General features: G+C 37.6%; 18 protein-coding genes. 11 read left to right on the top strand and 7 right to left on the bottom strand.

Annotated elements, in window-relative coordinates:
• Positions 1 to 83: 83 nt before the first annotated feature.
• The 3 genes from Q4D72_RS03290 to Q4D72_RS03280 are packed head-to-tail and all read right to left on the bottom strand — an operon-like array spanning position 84 to position 2,741.
• Complete coding sequence (locus Q4D72_RS03290) at positions 84 to 1,187, bottom strand: hypothetical protein (RefSeq protein WP_303075996.1); 1,104 nt, start codon at positions 1,185 to 1,187, stop codon at positions 84 to 86.
• A gap of 28 nt (positions 1,188 to 1,215) precedes the next feature.
• Positions 1,216 to 2,343, bottom strand: coding sequence for a hypothetical protein (locus Q4D72_RS03285; RefSeq protein ID WP_303075995.1), 1,128 nt, complete (start codon positions 2,341 to 2,343; stop codon positions 1,216 to 1,218).
• A 50-nt stretch (positions 2,344 to 2,393) separates the two neighbouring features.
• The gene (locus tag Q4D72_RS03280) at positions 2,394 to 2,741 is read right to left on the bottom strand and encodes a hypothetical protein (RefSeq protein WP_303075994.1); all 348 of its coding nucleotides are present in this window, start codon (positions 2,739 to 2,741) and stop codon (positions 2,394 to 2,396) included.
• A 768-nt stretch (positions 2,742 to 3,509) separates the two neighbouring features.
• On the opposite strand from Q4D72_RS03280, the gene Q4D72_RS03275 reads away from it, so the two are divergent.
• Both Q4D72_RS03275 and Q4D72_RS03270 read left to right on the top strand, forming a co-directional pair.
• The gene (locus Q4D72_RS03275) at positions 3,510 to 4,478 is read left to right on the top strand and encodes a polyprenyl synthetase family protein (RefSeq protein ID WP_303075993.1); all 969 of its coding nucleotides are present in this window, start codon (positions 3,510 to 3,512) and stop codon (positions 4,476 to 4,478) included.
• Positions 4,479 to 4,489: 11 nt separating this feature from the next.
• Positions 4,490 to 5,170 carry an SDR family oxidoreductase gene (locus tag Q4D72_RS03270; protein WP_303075992.1) on the top strand — a complete coding sequence of 227 codons (681 nt, stop codon included), beginning with the start codon at positions 4,490 to 4,492 and terminating at the stop codon, positions 5,168 to 5,170.
• Between the two features lie 314 nt (positions 5,171 to 5,484).
• Here Q4D72_RS03270 and Q4D72_RS03265 read toward each other — a convergent pair whose 3' ends face one another.
• Both Q4D72_RS03265 and Q4D72_RS03260 read right to left on the bottom strand, forming a co-directional pair.
• Positions 5,485 to 6,777: an ABC transporter permease gene (locus Q4D72_RS03265; RefSeq protein WP_303075991.1), complete on the bottom strand. Its 1,293-nt coding sequence runs from the start codon at positions 6,775 to 6,777 to the stop codon at positions 5,485 to 5,487.
• Between the two features lie 42 nt (positions 6,778 to 6,819).
• A complete protein-coding gene (locus Q4D72_RS03260) occupies positions 6,820 to 7,746 on the bottom strand; it encodes an ABC transporter ATP-binding protein (RefSeq protein WP_303075990.1) in 927 nt (308 codons plus the stop codon).
• Between the two features lie 231 nt (positions 7,747 to 7,977).
• Here Q4D72_RS03260 and Q4D72_RS03255 point away from each other — a divergent pair, with 231 nt between their 5' ends.
• From Q4D72_RS03255 to lpxB, 6 genes are all read left to right on the top strand, one after another.
• Positions 7,978 to 8,886, top strand: coding sequence for a YitT family protein (locus Q4D72_RS03255; protein ID WP_303075989.1), 909 nt, complete (start codon positions 7,978 to 7,980; stop codon positions 8,884 to 8,886).
• 82 nt (positions 8,887 to 8,968) lie between these two features.
• Positions 8,969 to 9,466: a thiol peroxidase gene (tpx, locus tag Q4D72_RS03250; RefSeq protein WP_303075988.1), complete on the top strand. Its 498-nt coding sequence runs from the start codon at positions 8,969 to 8,971 to the stop codon at positions 9,464 to 9,466.
• Between the two features lie 98 nt (positions 9,467 to 9,564).
• On the top strand, positions 9,565 to 11,967 hold the full coding sequence (locus Q4D72_RS03245) for a DNA translocase FtsK (RefSeq protein WP_303075987.1): 2,403 nt from the start codon (positions 9,565 to 9,567) through the stop codon (positions 11,965 to 11,967).
• Between the two features lie 67 nt (positions 11,968 to 12,034).
• Entirely contained in the window at positions 12,035 to 12,676 is a 642-nt protein-coding gene (locus tag Q4D72_RS03240; RefSeq protein WP_303075986.1) for an outer membrane lipoprotein carrier protein LolA, read from the top strand.
• Between the two features lie 33 nt (positions 12,677 to 12,709).
• Positions 12,710 to 14,158 (top strand): LptF/LptG family permease, encoded by a 1,449-nt coding sequence (locus Q4D72_RS03235; RefSeq protein WP_303075985.1) that lies wholly within the window; start codon positions 12,710 to 12,712, stop codon positions 14,156 to 14,158.
• 14 nt (positions 14,159 to 14,172) lie between these two features.
• Positions 14,173 to 15,282: a lipid-A-disaccharide synthase gene (gene lpxB / locus Q4D72_RS03230; RefSeq protein ID WP_303075984.1), complete on the top strand. Its 1,110-nt coding sequence runs from the start codon at positions 14,173 to 14,175 to the stop codon at positions 15,280 to 15,282.
• A 10-nt stretch (positions 15,283 to 15,292) separates the two neighbouring features.
• Here lpxB and Q4D72_RS03225 read toward each other — a convergent pair whose 3' ends face one another.
• Positions 15,293 to 15,895 carry a thioredoxin family protein gene (locus Q4D72_RS03225; RefSeq protein WP_303075983.1) on the bottom strand — a complete coding sequence of 201 codons (603 nt, stop codon included), beginning with the start codon at positions 15,893 to 15,895 and terminating at the stop codon, positions 15,293 to 15,295.
• Positions 15,896 to 15,990: 95 nt separating this feature from the next.
• Positions 15,991 to 16,158, bottom strand: a complete 168-nt coding sequence (locus Q4D72_RS03220; RefSeq protein ID WP_303075982.1) for a hypothetical protein — start codon at positions 16,156 to 16,158, stop codon at positions 15,991 to 15,993.
• A 251-nt stretch (positions 16,159 to 16,409) separates the two neighbouring features.
• Between Q4D72_RS03220 and Q4D72_RS03215 the strand changes: the two genes are divergently transcribed.
• From Q4D72_RS03215 to Q4D72_RS03205, 3 genes are all read left to right on the top strand, one after another.
• Positions 16,410 to 17,417, top strand: a complete 1,008-nt coding sequence (locus Q4D72_RS03215; protein ID WP_303075981.1) for a hypothetical protein — start codon at positions 16,410 to 16,412, stop codon at positions 17,415 to 17,417.
• Positions 17,418 to 17,462: 45 nt separating this feature from the next.
• Positions 17,463 to 19,025: an OmpP1/FadL family transporter gene (locus Q4D72_RS03210; RefSeq protein WP_303075980.1), complete on the top strand. Its 1,563-nt coding sequence runs from the start codon at positions 17,463 to 17,465 to the stop codon at positions 19,023 to 19,025.
• 125 nt (positions 19,026 to 19,150) lie between these two features.
• Positions 19,151 to 19,921 carry an alpha/beta fold hydrolase gene (locus tag Q4D72_RS03205; RefSeq protein ID WP_303075979.1) on the top strand — a complete coding sequence of 257 codons (771 nt, stop codon included), beginning with the start codon at positions 19,151 to 19,153 and terminating at the stop codon, positions 19,919 to 19,921.
• The last annotated feature ends 151 nt before the right edge of the window (positions 19,922 to 20,072 follow it).

The following is a 20,072-nucleotide window of genomic DNA, read 5'->3' as shown; positions in this document are numbered from 1 at the left end:
TCGATGGTTTTTATAGTCAAAAAGCATATTGTTGGGATTTGGAAAAATAAAGGCAGAATTTTAAGATTCTGCCTTTGGGATTTTTATTTTACTTGCTGAAATTCAGTTTTTAAATCTTCTATTTCGTTGATGATTTCCTTAATGATTTCATTTTCTATTTTTCCGTATTCTTTAAAGTGTTTTTGTCCGAGCCAAAAATCACTTTTTGAATATCCGTGTTCTTCGATTAATTTCTCAATAAACTGATTTTCATTAAGATAGTTTTCTTGTCCGTATTTATTTCCTCCTGCAAAATCTTGATGACGAATAGCCACATATCCATTTTCATTGCTTACTACCGTTACCTGCAAAAGGTCGGTTAATACAAAACGATGGGGTTTATTATCAAAATTTTGAAAACCTTTCTTTTTTAATTCTTGATGTACTTCATTTACAATAAGTTTGACTTTTTCTTTTTGAAGATTGGGTTTTGATTTTCTTTCTGCAAGAGCCTGAATTTCCTTTTGAAATTTAGTTTCCAACTCTTCTTTTGAAAACTCTTTATCTTGATTTTCAAAAAGATACCCTAAACAACCGCCCACAAGGTCTCTTTGCTCGTACGAATAATTTCGAGACGGATGTTGAATACCATAAACAGGTATTTCGTCCAATTTTCCAAAAGTTATTTGCCCTTGTATCAGTTCCGTATAAGGAATGTTAAGTCGCTTAAAACAATCGTTTTTCCCTAAACAGAGAACGCGTTTGGGTTGTAAAATTTTTAAAAGTTCGATTGTTTTTGCAGGGCATTTTTGCAAAGCAATAGCAGGAATTTGGTCAGCTTTTGGGGTGTTAAAGAAAATCACATTGGTATAAACCAAATGCTCTTCGTTATCCAACAAATGAGCAACATTTCCAGCGGCTAAAATGGCTCTTAATCGCTTCCAAAACGGCCAAGTTTCTCTTTCATCATATTTTTTATTTCCTTTTAGAAACTGTTCTACGGACATATCTTTGTATATGCTATCTGAATATGAACCGCTTGACCCTGGGTTAATTCCTAAAATAACCAATTCAGGATTTTTAGTGATTTTTGTTAAATCGGATTGGGTGTAAAAACCTAAATCACAGCTTTTTTCGGTAGTGGCTAAATTTTCGTAAAATTTTAGGGTTGTTTCTCCCCATTTTTTAATTTCGGTTTGTAAACTCATAGTTTATTGGGTTTAAAATTATTAATTATTACAAATTGTTTTTAGTGGCTATTTCTTGGAATTTTTTGATATAAATTTCCATTTCATCAACAATATTTCTGACGAAAGTCTCGCGTTTTCGAGGATTTTTAAGGCGTTCAAAGGCTTTTGATTGGAAGGTATAAAAATCCAAATCGTGTTGCTCTGTTGGATATCGCCAACCAAACCACCAAGGAGATTTTGTCAAACCAACTACTTCACTTACAGTTTGTTGCATCTCTTCGTTTTGCTCGTTTTGGGAATTTCTTCTGATTCCGTAGTAGTATTTATTTTCTATTTCAACAGACAAATAAATCGTGCGATTATCTTGGGTGGTGTAAATGGGTACATCAATCCCAAAAAATCGATAGCGATTTCTGGCTTTCGGAACATAAAACTCATAGACATCTTGTGTTAAATCACGCTTTTGAAACTCGTAGCCTCGTTGTAGAAACTCGTCTTGCAGTCTGTTCCAAAAATAATTTTGTAGCTCGAATTTATTAACTTCCTCTTGCTCAATGTATAAACCACATTCTTCCAAAAGAGTTGCCACTGTTTTATCATCAATCGTTTGCGTTTGTATTCCGTAAAGGTCATTTTTAAGAATGGATACAATTGCAAAAAGATGCTGTGATAGTTTTCCGTAGAAATGAGGTAATTCTTGTTGTTTTCGATTTCCTTCGTTACTAAAATCACTCAACACTTTCATTATTTCAGAAACTTGGGCAAAAATCTGTTTGGTATTTTCTTCCGAAGTGTGCATTTGAATATAGCCCAACTCAAAAAGCAATTCTTTGAGTTCATCTATATTTTCTTTCATATCGGTATTCTCTCCGTATTGGGCAATTTTAATTTCCCCATCCATTATGATTTCTTTAAGTTTTTCCAAAAAAGCGTGATATACATCTTGTTTTTTCTCAAAAACTTTGAGATTTCGTTCCCTTTTTTCTTCATTGGCAGTTTGTCCCTGCAAAAGAAAAACGGTTATAATTGCCGTGATAACCACTCCGATAAGAGCCCCATAAAACTGTGACGGCAAGTCATTTACATTAAAAATTTGAAACAATATGGCACTACCCAAAAATAAAATAGTAAATGAAATAATGCCGTATATCCATAGGTTTTTGTTATTTTTCATTGTAAAAATATTTAAAAAAAACAGTAATACTTTTTCTACTGTTTTGATTATTAACTTCTTTTTGACCAAGAACGTCCGCTATTGGTAGAATAATAAAGTCCTTTGCTTGTAGTAGCAAGTAACTCTTTTCCATTGTCTTTCAGTGAGTAAAACTCACCCGCTGAAGAACTTGTATAGCGACTTGACCAAGAGCGTCCCTCATTAGTTGAATAATAAACTCCTTTGGAAGTAACCGCTAAAAGTTCATTACCATAAACTAACAAATCAATAAATTCTCCCGCAGAAGAACCCGTGTAACGACTTGACCAAGTGCGTCCTTCATTAGTTGAGTATTCCAATCTTTTTTTCTCCGTGTTAATGCGAATAAATTCGCTCCCATAATTAATTGTTGTTGGCATAAATTAAAATATTAAAAATTTTTCCCTACTCTGTTACAGGCTTTTCGGATTACGCCTTTTATTTTTTCAGATTAAAAATGTTTCCTAAAATATACATAACCATTATTTCTGAGGACAAAATTAAGTCTGCGATACGCCAAATCACGGCACAGGTATAATTTTTTGTAAAAAAAAAGGACACAGCACTTGTTTTCCGTATCTTTTCGGTTGGGCTTCGGCAAAAGCCTGAGATGAAAATAGGTAAAACAGCCTGCGTCCCTCGAAGGGAGCAAACGCTTACCAATTATTTTTCATCTCAATTTTATTTTTGCCGAATTTAACCGAATCAAATAATTGTCAGCAAGTTATGCAATATTTTTAACGTTTCGTATTCCTTATAATTTTCGCTTTTGTTTAGGGTACTAAAATACGAAAATATCAGCAGAAATAAAAAATAGTGTTAAAAAAATTCGCAGACCGTTCATTTTTTCGGCAAAAATATCCCAAAGCTATGCGGAATAGTAGCATAAGTTTTAAATTCTCCCCAAAAAAAGGGATAGAATACTTGTTGATGGAGGCACTCACCACTTAGAGTACAAAAATATCAACGGAAATATAAAAATAGAGCTAAGTTATATTGCCGAGAATAAAAGTAGAATGTGCCTTTAACCATTCACATAATTTTTTTTATGTTTTTTTCAAAAAATTTCATAGCTTTGCCAATTCTTAGATTTTTGGAAGGAATACCCAAAAAATAATCCTTCAAAAATAGTAGCCAAAACAAAACTTATGTCGTCAATTGAGCATTACAAACAGGATTTTTTAAGTCACCTGCAAAAAACAATTACCAAAACAGACCCCAAAAACTTGTATGAACCAATGCATTACATACTTAATTTGGGAGGCAAACGACTGCGCCCCGTTTTAACCCTAATGGGTGCTGACCTTTTCAATACCGATTATCGCAAAGCATTGCACGCGGCACTGGCAATTGAGGTTTTTCACAACTTTTCATTGGTTCACGATGATATTATGGACAAAGCTCCCTTACGAAGAGGGCAAAAAACCGTACATAACAAATGGAACATAAACACTGCCATTCTTTCGGGCGATGCAATGTTAATCCTTGCCTATCAATTGTTTGAAAACTACGAGCCTACTGTTTTTCAACAACTTGCTAAGTTATTCAGTCAAACGGCATTGGAGGTTTGTGAAGGGCAACAATTGGATATGGATTTTGAATCACGAAACGATGTAACCGTTGAGCAATATCTTCTGATGATTCAATACAAAACAGCCGTGCTGGTGGGTGCTGCTTTACAAATGGGAGCTATTGTTGCACAAACATCAGCTGAAAATAAACAACTTATCTATGACTTTGGTGTCCGATTAGGAATGGCATTCCAATTGCAGGACGATTATTTGGATACCTTTGGCGATAGTTCATTCGGGAAGCAAATCGGGGGTGATATTTTGGAAAACAAAAAAACAATGCTATACCTAAAAGCCTTACAGACAGCTAATTCACAGCAAATCAATGAGCTACTTACACTTTATGCCTCCAACGAACAAAATCCTGAAAAGGTTCAGCGGGTAAAGCAAATTTTTACGGAAACAAAAGCGGGTGATTTTGTGCAAAACGAAATCGAAAAATACACGCAAGAAGCCTTGCAAATACTTGAAAAACTGAATATTGACAACACAAAACGGACAGAAATCAAGCAATTTGCCCTTGACTTAATGCACCGCAACATATAAAACATTTTTTGATGAAAAACGTAATCATTACCGGCACAAGCAGAGGAATCGGACTCGAATTAGCCCAACAATTCGCCAAAATGGGGCATCAAGTGTTAGCTTTATCAAGAAACACAGCTCCTTTGCAAACTATAAATCATAAAAACATTCATTTTTTTCCTTTTGACATAACTTCTGATGAAAATTTACACCAGTTAGCAGATTTTATCGCTCGAAAATGGGAAAAAGTAGATATTTTAATCAATAATGCCGGAAAATTAATCCACAAACCCTTTGAAAAACTCTCTTACGATGATTTTTTAGAGATTTACAACGTAAATGTGTTTGGTGTTGCCCGATTAATCCAAAAAACAATTCCGTTTATGCAACAAGGCGCACACGTAGTAACCATCAGCAGTATGGGTGGCATACAAGGCAGTGCAAAATTTGCAGGGCTGGCAGCCTATTCCTCATCAAAGGGCGCCATCATTACGCTTTCTGAACTTTTAGCCGAAGAGTTTAAACCTCGCGGAATTGCATTTAACACCTTGGCATTGGGCGCAGTACAGACCGAAATGCTTTCAGAGGCATTTCCCGACTACGAAACCGATACAACACCCCGACAAATGGCACAATACATTGCTGATTTTGCACTAAACGCAAACCAATTATGCAACGGAAAAACATTTCAAATAGCAAACTCAACACCCTGAACAAAGAGGAAAGATACGTGTAGCGAGAATGATTGATTGTTCAGGGAACTCAGTAGAAGGATTTAATGAAGCGAGAAATGCGTGAAAGGACTATTTTTAAATAGTCCTTTTTTGTTTACTTTTCCATTTGAATATGAATATTTTATAAAAGAAAAGGAACTATAAAGTTCCTCCTAACTGCAAATATGCTTTAAACCATTTTAAGCATTTCTCAGAAGACGTAAATAGTTGATATAACGAGTCAAAAAAAACTTGCCTGATGCGGTTTTACAACATCGGGCAAGTTCAGCATAAATAATTGCGATATTATTTCGTTAATATTTCAGCCATTTCCAAACTTCTTTGTAAGTGGCTTTTTTCCCGTACATCAAAATACCGATGCGGTAAATTTTAGCGGCAATTTTTATCACAAGCAAAAACGAACCGTAAAGCACCAACACCGAAAGCAACACTTCCCACCACGCTACCCCAAACGGAATGCGCATCAGCATTACCACCGGCGAAGTAAACGGAACGTACGACAACACCACCGAAACCGTACCGTGCGGTTCTTCAATCACCGTGAAAAAGCCCACGTAAACCGCCAGTATCAACGGCATCAAAACGGGCATCAAAAATTGTTGCGTATCCGTTTCATTATCAACCATCGCCCCAATAGTGGCATAAAGCGAACTGTACAACAAATACCCCCCGACAAAGTACAACAAAAACGAGGTAAACATTTCCATAAACGGAAATTTAAAAAACGCCAAAAGAATTTCGGACGTGAACTTATCCAAGCCGGTTTTGCTCACCAGCACCTCGTTGGTCGATGCCGGATTAACCCCTAAAAATGAGGTTAAAATGGTCATTAACAAACCGCCGAAAATCATCCAAATCAAAAATTGAGTAATCCCCGCCAACGATGCTCCGAAAATCTTGCCCAACATCAACTCGAAAGGTTTTACCGACGAGATGATAATTTCAATAATCCGATTGGTTTTTTCTTCAATAACACTGCGCATAATGCCGTTTCCGTAGATAATAATGAACATAAAAATCAGGTAACCCGCCAAACCGCCTAAAACGATTTTAACCAGCCCTTCAAGTTCTGAACTTTTTTCACCGCTGAAATTTTGAAGCGAAACATGTACGCTTACTTTCGATTGGTCAATTTGCTGTTTGTCAATTCCTTTTTCGGTTAAATTACGCTGAAAAAGCGTGCTTTCAATGGCATCGGAAAGTTGCCCCAACAGCGAAATATTAGGTGATTCGTTGCTAAAAAATTCAATCCGTTCAAACCAATTGACAGCATCTGCCGGCGGAATGTGTAAAAGCCCGTAGAGTTGTTCAGCTTGCACGATGGTTTTGGCTTCATCTACCGAACTGTTTTTCAAGAAGAAAAACTCTGTGGAAGCCGTATTCTCAAAACTATTTTCAAAATACGAACTTTGGTCTAAAACGGCAATTTTTTTGGCATTGCCGGTGTTGTTCACCTTCGTTAAATAACCTATCAACACGCCGAAAACAATGATAATCAGCGGACTGACAAAAGTCATCACAATAAACGATTTATTGCGCACTTTGTTCAAATATTCGCGTTTAGTTATGAGTCCTAAATGTTTCATACACTTGCTTTTAATGATATTTAATAAACAGAAAAATGAGAGTTACGCTTTGGCATTTACCGAACGTATAAAAATTTCATCAACTGACGGAATTTTTTCAACAAAATGCACCACCTCAGCCCGTTGGCTCAAAAACTGCAACAAGCCTCCTGATGATTGTTCCGCACCGATTTGAATGTTGAGTTTGAGTCCGTCATACAAACTTTTAAACTGCGCCGGCGACACCGAAAAATGTTGCCGTAAATCCGCCAGCAAACGCTCTTGCTCGGAGGCATTTGCTTGCAATCCCACCTCAAAAATATTGCTTTTAAAAGCGCGTTTGATGTCTGATAGTTTTCCGTCGAGAATTTTTTCTGATTTGTTAATCAATGCGATATGGTCACAAAGCTCTTCCACCGATTCCATCCGATGCGTTGAAAAGATAATAGTCGCACCTTGTTCACGTAGGTACAGAATTTCATCTTTAATCACATTGGCGTTGATGGGGTCAAATCCGCTGAAAGGTTCGTCAAAAATCAGCAATTTGGGCTGATGAAGCACCGTTACCATAAACTGGATTTTCTGCGCCATTCCTTTGGAAAGTTCCTGCACTTTTTTGTTCCACCAATCGCCTATTTGCAGCCGGTCAAACCAAAATTTGAGTCGTTCTTTGGCAGTTTCTTTTGAAAGTCCTTTAAGTTGCGCCAAATACAACGCCTGCTCGCCCACTTTCATCGTTTTGTAAAGCCCACGCTCTTCGGGCAAATACCCGATTTGAGTTATGTGCTTGGGTTGCAAGGGTTCACCGTCAAAAAAAACGCTGCCCGAATCCGGAAACGTAATTTGATTAAGTATGCGAATCAAGGAGGTTTTTCCCGCCCCGTTCGGTCCTAAAAGTCCAAAAATACTACCCTTCGGAATGCTTATTGAAACGTTGTTGAGTGCCGTATGTCCTCCGTATTTTTTACAAATATTTTCTGTCAGAATCATCTATAAAACTTTTAAACGGCGACAAATATACAATTATTATTCAATAAAACTGCCTGCTCTCAAAAAGTTCGTTGAGTGGCTCGGGCTCATTTCCGTTTTAAAATTAAAACCTTAAAATGGCAAGTTCATTTTTTTTGAAAAATCCGCAAAAAAATAACTTTTGAAGTTATTCTGATTGAAAAATATTCAATACTTTTGCCCGCAATTTGAATAAAAAATATTTTTTACGATATGCTTAAAAATAAAACAAGTAGCAGAATTAAATACCTAAAATCTTTTTACATAAAAGATTATTTGATAATCGTCATCGGGCTGGTGTTGTTTACCATCGGGCTGACGGGTTTTATTCTTCCCAACCGAATCGTAACCGGCGGACTTTCAGGAATTTCAATCATCATTAAATACGTAACCCACATTGAACTCTGGAAAACGAATTTGGTGGTAAACGGGGTGTTGCTCGCCATCGCTTTCCGTGCCGTGAGCAAGCAATATGTGATTCGCACCCTTGTAGGCATCGGTTTGTTGTCGTTAATGTTGAGCTTTGGCGAAACCTATCTGCAACCCTATTTCTCTGAAAACCCACCCGTTAGCGAACCATTTTTATCAACCATCGTTGGGGGCGTTTTCTGTGGAACGGGGCTCGGACTTGTTTTTTCGGTAAACGGAAGTACCGGCGGAACGGATATCATAGGTGCCTTGGTAACAAAATATTACCGCATCAGCCTCTCTCGAATTTTGCTCATCGTTGATGTTTTAATCGTAACCTCCTCTTATTTTATATTAGATGGCGACAAAGAAACATTGGAGCGTACCATCTTTGGTTTGATTTTGCTTCCGTTGATGTGGCAAATGGTTGAAATTGTGATTAACGGAGCCCGACAATCGGTGCAATTGTTCATATTTTCAAAACATTACGACGAAATTGCCACACACATCAACACCGAAATCAAACGCGGTTGCACCATTATTGACGGCATCGGCTGGTACTCGCAAACGCCTCAAAAAGTGATTATTGTCATTGCGCGCCGCACCGAAGCCACGTCCATTTTCCGATTAGTGGGAAGCATTGACCCTGAGGCATTTGTAACTAAAGCCACCGTAATGGGCGTTTACGGAAAAGGATTTGACAAACTCAAATAACATTTTTTTAGCGGTCATTTTTTTATATTTAAGTTTTTTGCGTACCTTTGCCCTATTCATTAATTAGAAAAGAAAAATCATTATGGCAACAATCACATTTCGTGGTACAAACGTAAACACCTTGGGTGAACTCCCAAAAACAAACACCACAGCCCCTGATTTTAAGGCTGTTTCAACGGATTTGACCGAAGTTTCATTAAACGATTTTAACGGAAAAAGAGTTGTTTTGAACATTTTCCCAAGCATTGACACGGGTGTCTGCGCTGCTTCGGTTCGGAAATTTCATCAAGAAGCTGACCGTTTGCAAAATGTGCAAATCGTCTGTATATCAAAAGATTTACCTTTTGCCCTTGGCCGATTTTGCGGTGCGGAAGGCATCAATAATTTAACGATGCTTTCTGATTTCAGAGGCGATTTCGAAAAAAACTACGGCGTTGTGTTTACCGACGGCGCACTAAAAGGATTGCTTTCTCGTGCAGTTATTGTTTTAGACGAAACCGGGAAAGTTATTCATACCGAACAAGTTAGCGAAACAGCAAACGAGCCTGATTACAACGCGGTTTTAGCTGTACTGAAATAATAAGGCTTCCGTGATACGGAATTAAAAATTGGGAATGAAAAATGCTTCATTCTCAATTTTTAGTTTTCCAATTTCAACATTCAATTGCAATATTTTAAATGGGACAGAAAAAAGAAAAACAAGCCAATAAATTCACTAAAAATCAATCACATAAATCAAAACAACGCCGATTAGTTTTCGGTATTGTTTTGATTGGTATTTCTCTTTTTTTAATCATCACCTTCGTGTCCTATTTCTTCACTTGGCAAACCGATCAAAGCGTTTGGGCAAACATTGGCAATCGGCAAGAACAAGCCGAAAACCTTACCAGCAAAATCGGGGCATACTTGGGGCATCTTTTCATTTACAAAGGCTTTGGGATGGCGATGTTTATCCCTGCCGTGTTGGCTTTTTTTTCGGGTTTGAAACTGGCTTTCAACCTCAAAATGACGTTGCTTAACCGCTGGTTTTGGGGAATGATTTGGATGGTTTTCATCGCCACTTTCTTAGGCTTTTTCTCGGGCAAAGCAAGCATTCTGGCTGGGATGTCGGGCTTTGAAATCAACCATTTTTTACAAGATTATTTGGGCAAATTTGGAACGGCGCTCCTTTTGTTTTTGTTCGTGGTGATTTACATTATTTTTAAGACGAATTTAACACCTGAAAAATTAGCCACATCTTTTTCAGAAGCAACCGCCAAGTTCAAAAAAGAAAAAAATAACTCCGTAAAAACCAACGAAAAACAAACTCAAAAAAGTATTTTTGATGAGGAAGAACTTCCTGAAAATAAAATTGAAAAAGAGGAAGTTGTTACTAAACAAGAAGTTGAAAAATTAGATGTTTTCACTCACAAGAAAGAAATTCCGTTTTTAACCAACGTACAAGAAACGGAAATTGAAGATGGGTTTTTCATCACCAAACCCACAGCCAATGAGCCTGAATTTGAGGTAGAAAAACCAAAAACAGAAGAAATTGACCCCGAATTGTTAGCTCAAAAATTGGTTGAAAATTACGGCGAGTACGACCCTCGTTTGGATTTGAGCGATTACCGTTTTCCTTCGGTGGAACTGTTGGACGAACCCAAAGATAACGGCATCATTATCAATCAAGAAGAACTTGAAGAAAACAAAAACACCATCGTTCAAACGCTGAAAGATTACAAAATTGAAATATCGCAAATAAAAGCCACCATCGGACCTACCGTAACACTCTACGAAATTGTTCCCGCAGCGGGTATTCGCATTTCAAAAATCAAAAACTTGGAAGACGACATTGCTCTTTCGTTGGCGGCGCTGGGCATACGTATTATTGCTCCCATTCCGGGCAAGGGAACCATTGGTATTGAGGTTCCTAACAAAAAACCATCTACGGTTTTTATGCGATCAATGATTACCTCGCCCCGATTTCAACACGCTGAAATGGAGCTTCCTATTGCTTTCGGAAAAACCATTAGCAACGAAACTTTTGTAACCGACCTCACCAAAATGCCGCACCTTTTGATGGCAGGAGCTACCGGACAAGGAAAATCCGTGGGGCTTAACGTGGTGCTCACATCTTTGCTTTATAAAAAACATCCGGCTGAGGTAAAATTTGTATTGGTAGACCCTAAAAAAGTTGAACTTACGCTGTTTAACAAAATAGAACGTCATTTCTTAGCGAAACTACCCGATAGCGAAGACGCCATTATTACCGATAACAAAAAGGTTGTCAACACATTAAACTCGTTATGCATTGAAATGGACAACCGGTATGAATTACTGAAAAATGCAATGGTGCGCAACATCAAGGAGTACAACGCTAAATTCAAAGCCCGACAACTCAACCCCAATGACGGACATCGGTTTTTGCCCTACATCGTGTTGGTTGTAGATGAATTTGCCGACCTTATTATGACCGCCGGAAAAGAAGTGGAGTTGCCCATCGCCCGTTTGGCACAACTTGCCCGAGCCATTGGTATTCACTTAATTATAGCCACGCAACGCCCGTCGGTGAACGTAATCACGGGGATTATCAAAGCCAACTTCCCTGCGCGGATTGCTTTCCGTGTTACATCGAAAATTGATTCCAAAACCATTTTGGACGGTTCAGGAGCCGAACAGCTCATTGGGCGAGGCGATATGCTCTATACACAAGGAAATGAACCGGTTAGGATTCAGTGTGCCTTTGTTGATACGCCCGAAGTAAACCATATTACCGAGTACATTGGCAATCAAAAAGCATATCCCGATGCCTATCTGTTACCTGAGTATGTAGGTGGAGAGGGCGAAGCTATGGATTTGGATTTTGACCCATCGGACAGAGACCCTCTTTTCAGAGAAGCTGCCGAGGTGATTATCAACGCACAACAAGGGTCGGCTTCGCTTTTGCAACGCAAACTGAAATTGGGTTACAACCGTGCCGGTCGCCTTATTGACCAGTTGGAACACGCCGGTGTGGTAGGCCCGTTTGAAGGAAGCAAAGCCCGACAAGTGCTTATTCAAGATATTGTATCTCTTGACAGACTCCTAAACGGAAATGACTAAGGCATTTCAAATTTTTGGAACGATTATTGATAGTAATAGTGAGAAATTAAAATAATAACTAACAGAAATGAAAAAAATAACACTCATAATCATCACTTTATCTGTTTTTTTAGTCAATGCACAAAACAGTGATAAAGCCAAAAAATTACTCGACCAAGTGTATAACAAAATGATTGGCTATGAAAATATTTACATTGATTTTAAATATAATTTAGACAATCCTGTTGAGAGAATAAACCAAGAAACCAAAGGGAACGTAACCTTGGCAAAAGACAAATATGTTTTGAACTATTTGGGCGCCACTAAAATATACGATGGGAACAAAACATACACCATAATCCCTGAAAATGAAGAAGTTGTGATTGAAGCAACTTCAAATGACGAAGGGGCTGTTACGCCTTCAAAAATGCTTACGTTTTACCGAAAAGGATATTCCTACAAATGGGATATTGAACAAAATGTACGTGGCAGAAAAATACAATACATTGAGCTAAAACCACAAAAAAACAATAACGACGTTAAGCAAATTCTGCTGGGCATTGATGTACAAACCAAACACATTTACAACCTGATTGAAATCGGTAAAAACAACACCAAAACCACCATTACCGTAAATTCATTCAAAACCAATCAACCCATTTCGGCAAATCTTTTTAAGTTTGATAAAGAAAAATACAAAAAAGAAGGTTACTATATTTCTGAACTTTAAAAACTGAAAATTGATTACATCAATTTATTGATAATGAAAATTTTAGACCGATACATACTCACGCAATTCCTGAAAAACTTTTTAGGAACGCTTGCCATTTTAATACTGATTTTCGTCTTTCATACCATCTGGACGTACATTGACGAACTGGCAGGGCGCGGTTTGGAATTGTGGATTATCGGTAAGTTTTTGTTGTTTTTCATTCCGCAATTAATCCCGATTATTTTGCCGTTGGCTGTGGTGGTTTCATCGATTATGACCTTTGGCGCTTTTGCCGAAAATTATGAATTTGCCGCTATGAAAGCCTCCGGAATTTCGCTCTTGCGCATTATGCGTCCTTTATTGGTTTTTATGCTGATTTTAAGTGGAATAACTTTCTTTTTGGTAAACAACATTATTCCTGTTGCCTACCGTGAGGTATACACGCTTCGTGCAAATATTGCCAAAGTAAAACCCGCTATGGCTATTCCGGAAGGCATTTTTTCTGACATAGGCGAAGACATCAGCATCAAAGTAGCAAAAAAATATGGTGAAAACGATGAATTTTTGGAAAACATCATCATTCACAAAAAAACACCCGACAGAGTAAACCGCACCGTTATCAACGCCAAAGAAGGCGAATTGAAAAGCGGAAAAAACAGTGATTTTCTGCAACTTATACTCAAAGACGGCACGTATTACGAAGACATCAAAACGCAAAACTACACACAGCAACAACGTTTTCCGTTTGCGAAGGTGCACTTTGAAAAATACATCATAAATCTGGATCTTTCACATCTTAACAAGGTGGATTTCAGTCAAAAATCAGATGTTACAACCTATAAAATGATGAACGTAGGGCAGTTGCATTACGCCATTGATTCGCTTCGGTCAGACTTTAAACAAAACCTTACCGACCAAGGTAACAGTATGTTTCGGCGTACCGGTATTACCAGTCTGAATTTCAATACTGATAATAAAGAAAAAACCACAAAAAATACCCAAAAAAAGGTAACTTCCGTGGCTGATTTGTTGCTTTTGATTGAGAAAAGCAGGCGAGACCAAGTTTTTGAAACCGCCATCAACAGCAATCAAAATCAGTTTGATAACTTGGAATATCGACAAAATGATGTTGAATATCGCTACAAAGTTATGAATCTGCACATTATCAATTGGAGCGATAAATTTGCCCTAACCATAAGTTGCCTTGTATTGTTTTTGGTGGCGGCTCCGTTGGGCGCTTTAATCCGGAAAGGAGGCATCGGAATGCCTTTAGTGGCTGCGATGATTTTATTTCTGTCGTACCATTTCATCGGATTATTTATGAAAAACATTGCCGAAAACAACGCCTTAAATCCGGCTGTTGCCCCGTGGATTTCCACGCTGATTTTGTTACCGTTGGGCATTTACTTAACCTCACGCGTTGCCACCGACAAAACCATTTTTCAGTTTGAATGGCTAGGCAAACTAACACAGAAAATTAAAAAGAAAAAAATAACCTAACCCTCTCTTACGCAATGAAGTATTACATTATCGCAGGCGAAGCCTCAGGTGATTTACACGGAGCCAATTTGATGAAATCTATTGCCGAAAAAGACCCACAAGCCGATTTTCGTTTTTGGGGTGGTCAGCGAATGCAACAAATCGGTGGAACGCTTGTAAAGCACTATCGCGATTTGGCGTTTATGGGCTTCTGGGAAGTGATTACCAATTTGCGAACCATTTTGAAGAACATTAAATTTTGCAAGAAAGACATCGAGACGTATAATCCTGATTTTTTGATATTTATAGACTACCCCGGCTTTAATATGCGCATTGCTCGATGGGCAAAACAGGTCGGATTTAAAACGCATTATTACATTTCGCCACAAATTTGGGCTTGGAAAGAAAACCGCATCAAAGACATTAAACGCGACATTGACCATATGTACGTGATTTTGCCGTTTGAAAAAGATTTTTATGAAAAGAAGCATCAATATCCCGTTCATTTTGTGGGGCATCCGTTGCTTGATGCAATCGCACAATACACTAAAATTGATGAAGTTACCTTCAAAAAAGAAAACGGACTTGACTCACGCCCCATCATCGCTCTTTTACCCGGAAGCCGAAAACAGGAAATTGCCAAAATGCTTTCGGTAATGCTTTCGGTAACAGACAGCTATCCTGATTATCAGTTTGTTATTGCCGGAGCTCCTTCACAAGATTTTTCGTTCTACCAATCGTTTATAAACACGGAAAATGTGTATTTTATAAGCGGAAAAACATACGATTTGCTTTCCGTAGCCGCCTGTGCCTTGGTTACCAGCGGAACGGCAACCTTAGAAACAGCTCTTTTTAACGTTCCGGAAGTGGTGTGTTACAAAGGAAATTGGCTTTCGTACCAAATCGCCAAACGCATCATCAATTTGAAGTACATTTCATTGGTAAATCTGATTATGGATAAGCCTGTGGTAACGGAACTAATTCAAAATGAATTGAATACCAAAAATTTAAAAATCGAATTGAATAAACTATTAAGCAAGCAACATCGCGTTCAAATACAGAATGGCTATGCCGAATTACGCAAAAAACTCGGCGGTGTGGGTGCAAGCAAACACACTGCCGAGCTGATTATCAAATCATTGTAATTTCAGTAAATTAAATTTGATTTAATATTTTGATAAAATCATCAACGATGGTATTGCCCTTGTCTTGGTTGTACCATTTTTGTAATTCTTCCTTAAATTCAGGGGTTAATTTACCGTGTTGGGCTTTATAGTCTTCCACCATTTTGGTGGCTTCCGACGGACGTGAACCCCACCAAGCCAGCACATTATCATCTAAATCCAAGAAAATTACCACCGGAATGGCTTTTCCGCCATTGGTTAAAAATTGGTTCATAAGTACCTCATTTTCATCTCTGAACACCAATTTCAAATTGATTTTCGGATTCAGTTCGGTTATTTTATTGACAACAGGCAGAATTTGAGCCGCATCGCCGCACCACGATTCGGTAATGGCAAGCAAGGTAATGCTTTTCGGGAAGTTTTTAAAAAAAGTGGCTTTTTCTTCCGAAATGGTAATGCTTTTGTCCAAACGCTTGTAACGTTTTTCGTTAAGTGCCGTATAATGAACACGTTCTGTATCTTGCTCAACACCACTTGTTTTGCCTTCTTTGGCAAATTCGTCAATCGTATTCCGATACGTTATATATGAAACACTGTTGAGCAAACTTTGCTGAATAATTGATTTTACACTCATAATGATTGTTTTTTATACGACAAAAATATAAAAAACTTGCCAATTACCACAACTTTTATGTGAAATTTCATAAAAAACAACTTAAAATCAACATATTACGGACTATTAATCGTTTTCCAAAATTCTTGTTGTTCCACTGTTGGAAGTCCGATTTTCTGTCTTTTAGCATTCAAATTTTTTGTTTGTGAATGGTCTGTTATTCGCCAATACATATAGTAAAAAGGAACTCCTGTGTGTTGCAAGGCGTATCTATCCACTATCATTGCGTTGAAAGATAAAAATCAATTATTTAAAATCAGATTAAATCTATAAAAAGTAAAAATTTCACTTTTTTATGAATTTACTCGCAAAATAAATATGAAAAAAACAAGATTTGGCATAGATATTGTGCTATTTAAGTGAAGTGTTTTTTTAATCAAGAAGCATTTCAATACAGAAAAAGTTAGCAAAAAAACGTGCTAATCTGCTTCTGACAAACAAAATAGTATTTTTTAATTAAAAAATTTATTTGACTATGAAAAGAAATAACAAACTCTCAGGAAAATTGGCAAAATATTTTGCCATTGCTGCCTTACCGATGTTATTGGCATCGTGTGGCTCGTACTACGCTTATTATAGCGACGGGATTTACGGTGAACGCCCGCCCGAGCGCTTTACCGTAGTGGAACACTATGAACAACCTCCGCAACGAAACGCCTATTCTCCAAGCAGATACCAAGATTATTTCAGAGAAAAAGCTCAACAGTACAGCAATGCGGACGGTAAATTTACCCACTTCACCGACGTTGATTCCTACACGTCTGACCATTACAACACCGGCGAAGGAAAATCGTATGGAGGCTGGGGAAGTAACGCTACGCAAGTAACTGTAAACGTGTATGATAATTATTGGAACGCTCCTTATTACGGATACAATCACTACTGGGGCTACGGGGCTTGGTATCCTTACCAACGCTATAATCCATATTACAGAAATCACCTAAACTGGGGAATTTCAATAGGTTGGGGAAATTACTATAACCCGTATTGGAACTGGTATGACGGCTATTATCCGTACTACGGATACGGATATTACGGCAACTATTACCCTCGTTATTACTATCCTTACTATGGAGGAAGATACTATCCGAGAGATTATTACTATTCTCCAAATGGTTCTTACAATCGGGGTTATGGTGAATACTATGGAGGAAGGGGACGTGCCATCGTCAGAGACAACTCACGAAGAGGCGACTCGAACCGCTACTATAACTACGAAAATTCAAGAAATTCACAAGGATATTACAACAGAAACACAACTCCATCAAGAGGTTATGAAAATCGTTCCGGCAATTATGGAAATCGTAACAACAATTACGATTATAACAATTCAAGAAACGATTTACCTACACGAGGTTACGAGAATCGAAACTACAACAACTCTGGAAGAAGCTATGATAACGGAACATCCAGAGGATACAATAATTCAGGAAATGGTGGAAATTCAGGAGGAGGAAGCTACCGAAGTTCAAATCGTCGATAACATAAAAAATGACAACGTTTTTTTAATATAAATAAAAGAAAAAATATGAAGAAATTTATATATCCATTTATATTCAGTGTTTTATATATAGCAAATATTCAAGCACAAAATTATACAGACGCGCTACGATATTCAACGGAGGACCTCAATGGAAGTTCTCGTTTCAAGGCGATGAGTGGTGCTTTTGGAGCTTTGGGGGGCGACCTTTCTGCCTTGAATATAAATCCGGCCGGAAGTGCCGTATTTGCAGGTACGGAACTTTCTTTCTCTATAAGAGATAACCGAGATAAGAAAAATATATCATTCGTAAATCAAAATAGTACCAATAAAGATTCTGATTTTGATGTAAATCAGTTTGGAATGGTATTTGTTGTACCCAATGTTTCAACCAATTGGAAGAAGATCAGTTTTGGTTTTAACTTCCAACAATCCAAAAATTTAAAAAACTCAGGATTAGTTTATTTTGGGGAAACTAATATTGGTCTAGACAATTATTTTCATCATTTTGCTCAAAATGGAAATAATAACGGAAGCGGTTTCCCTTTAAGTACGTTTGCCGATGGGAATCTTCCTATAACAAATCAAGGTGGTATTGGTGAGTTTTATTTAGGGTTGGATAATCAAAACGCCCGAAATGCCTATTTAGGAATTAAGACTGAACTGGTTATCCCCAATTCCCCAAACGCATCTGAAACTAACTACATAGCGAATGCTGACCGAGTTTTCCGACGACAAAAATATGAGGTTGTTCGTAATGGGCAAATTAACAAATATAACTTTAATTTTGCCTCACAATTTGGTGATAATATATACTTAGGATTAAATCTTAACTCTCATACCGTTTATACCAACTCGTTGTACAGTTTAAGTGAAAATAATTTTGAAGACAAATCCCTTGTAAGGTATGCCAATCACCAAACAAAAGTTAACACCACAGGTAGTGGATTTTCGTTTCAACTGGGAGGTATTGCTAAAATCAATGAACAATTTCGTTTAGGTATAAGTTATAGTTCTCCCACGTGGTATAGTCTTGAAGAACAATCACGTGAGGTCTTATACGCATCAATATTCAACACACAAAAGAAAATCAATGAAGATAAGGATGTTGATTTACTAAATCGGTATGGTGATGAAATTTGGTTTGAAAGGAAATACAAATTCCGTACACCGGGTTCGTGGACGGGAAGCCTTGCGTATATTTTCGGGAAAAGAGGGTTAATCAGTTTTGATTATATCTATAAAAATTACGAAAATATCAACTTTTCATCTGAAAACCTAAAAGGCGAAAACAAAATTATTCAAGATATGTTGGGCAACACATCAAGCATTCGCGTGGGGGGCGAATACCGAATCAACGCACTTAGTTTACGCGCCGGAATCCGTTACGAGCAAAGCCCTTACAAAGGCAGTGTCAAATACGTGGGCGACCTAAACGGATATTCTTTCGGGGCAGGCTATTCCTTTGGCGGAATTCGATTAGACGTTTCGTATGACATTGCAAAACAAGATTATATGTATCAAATGTACGAAACTGTTTTGACCACACCTGCAAAAATTTCAGCCTCACAAAGCAGTTTGTTGTTCACTCTGTCAGCAAAATTATTTTAGCAAAATTCAGCTTTCATACTAACTACTAATTGATAATCAAACGGGTTACACATCAAAAGTGCAGCCCGTTTTTTTATGCTTACAGAAAAAAGCTATATTTGCAAAAACAATCTTTAATTTTTCTGATGGAATACAATTCATTTTACAAAACTGCCGGACAAGGCAAAACCTTGGTTTTATTACACGGATTTTTAGAAAGTTGCGAGGTTTGGAACGACACTATTTCGGCACTCAAAACCGATTTTAAACTAATTGCCCCCGACCTTCTCGGACACGGCAAAACCCCTGCGATGGCTGACATCCACACAATGGAAATGATGGCTGATGCTGTTTTTTCTGTCCTGAAACGTGAAAAAATAGACAAAGCCACCTTTATAGGGCATTCAATGGGTGGATATGTCACTTTGGCTTTTGCCGAAAAATATCTGCAATTGCTTGACGGAATTATACTTATGAACTCCACTCCCCTACCCGATTCCGATGAAAAGAAAACCAATCGCGAGCGGGTCATCGAGGCTGTTGAGCAAGACAAAACATTTTTTATCCGCAATGTAGTAACCAATTTGTTTAGCGATGAAAACAAAACACAGATGAAAAAACAAATTGAAGAAATTATCGAAATTGCACAACAAACACCTAATCAAGGGATTAAAGCTGCTTCGTTGGGAATGAAAGAACGCCCCGACCGAACTGATGTACTTAAAAAACTTTCCGTTCCCGTACATTTCATAATCGGAAAAAATGACGCATTAATCCCTCATAAAGAACTGATTACACTGGCTGAAAATCTGCAAATTTCATATTCATTACTTGATGGCGGACATATGTCATACATTGAAAATCAGTCCGAAACCATCGAAATATTGAAACGAACAGCTACTAAATTAACAAGTTAAAATCAATTTATTTCCAAAAAAACCGTATTTTTGTCACACGGATTTTAAACAAAAATAATTTCATGAAACTCATCAAACCCCTGTACGTTTTCTTACTTTTTTTGGTGAGTTTTTCACTTAAATCTCAGCAGTATCCGGTTGATGTACAGGT

It is taken from the genome of Capnocytophaga sp., from assembly GCF_030532915.1.
Lineage (GTDB): Bacteria > Bacteroidota > Bacteroidia > Flavobacteriales > Flavobacteriaceae > Capnocytophaga.
The sequence above is the reverse complement of the archived record's forward strand: the minus strand, read 5'-3'. Positions and strand labels throughout refer to the sequence as shown.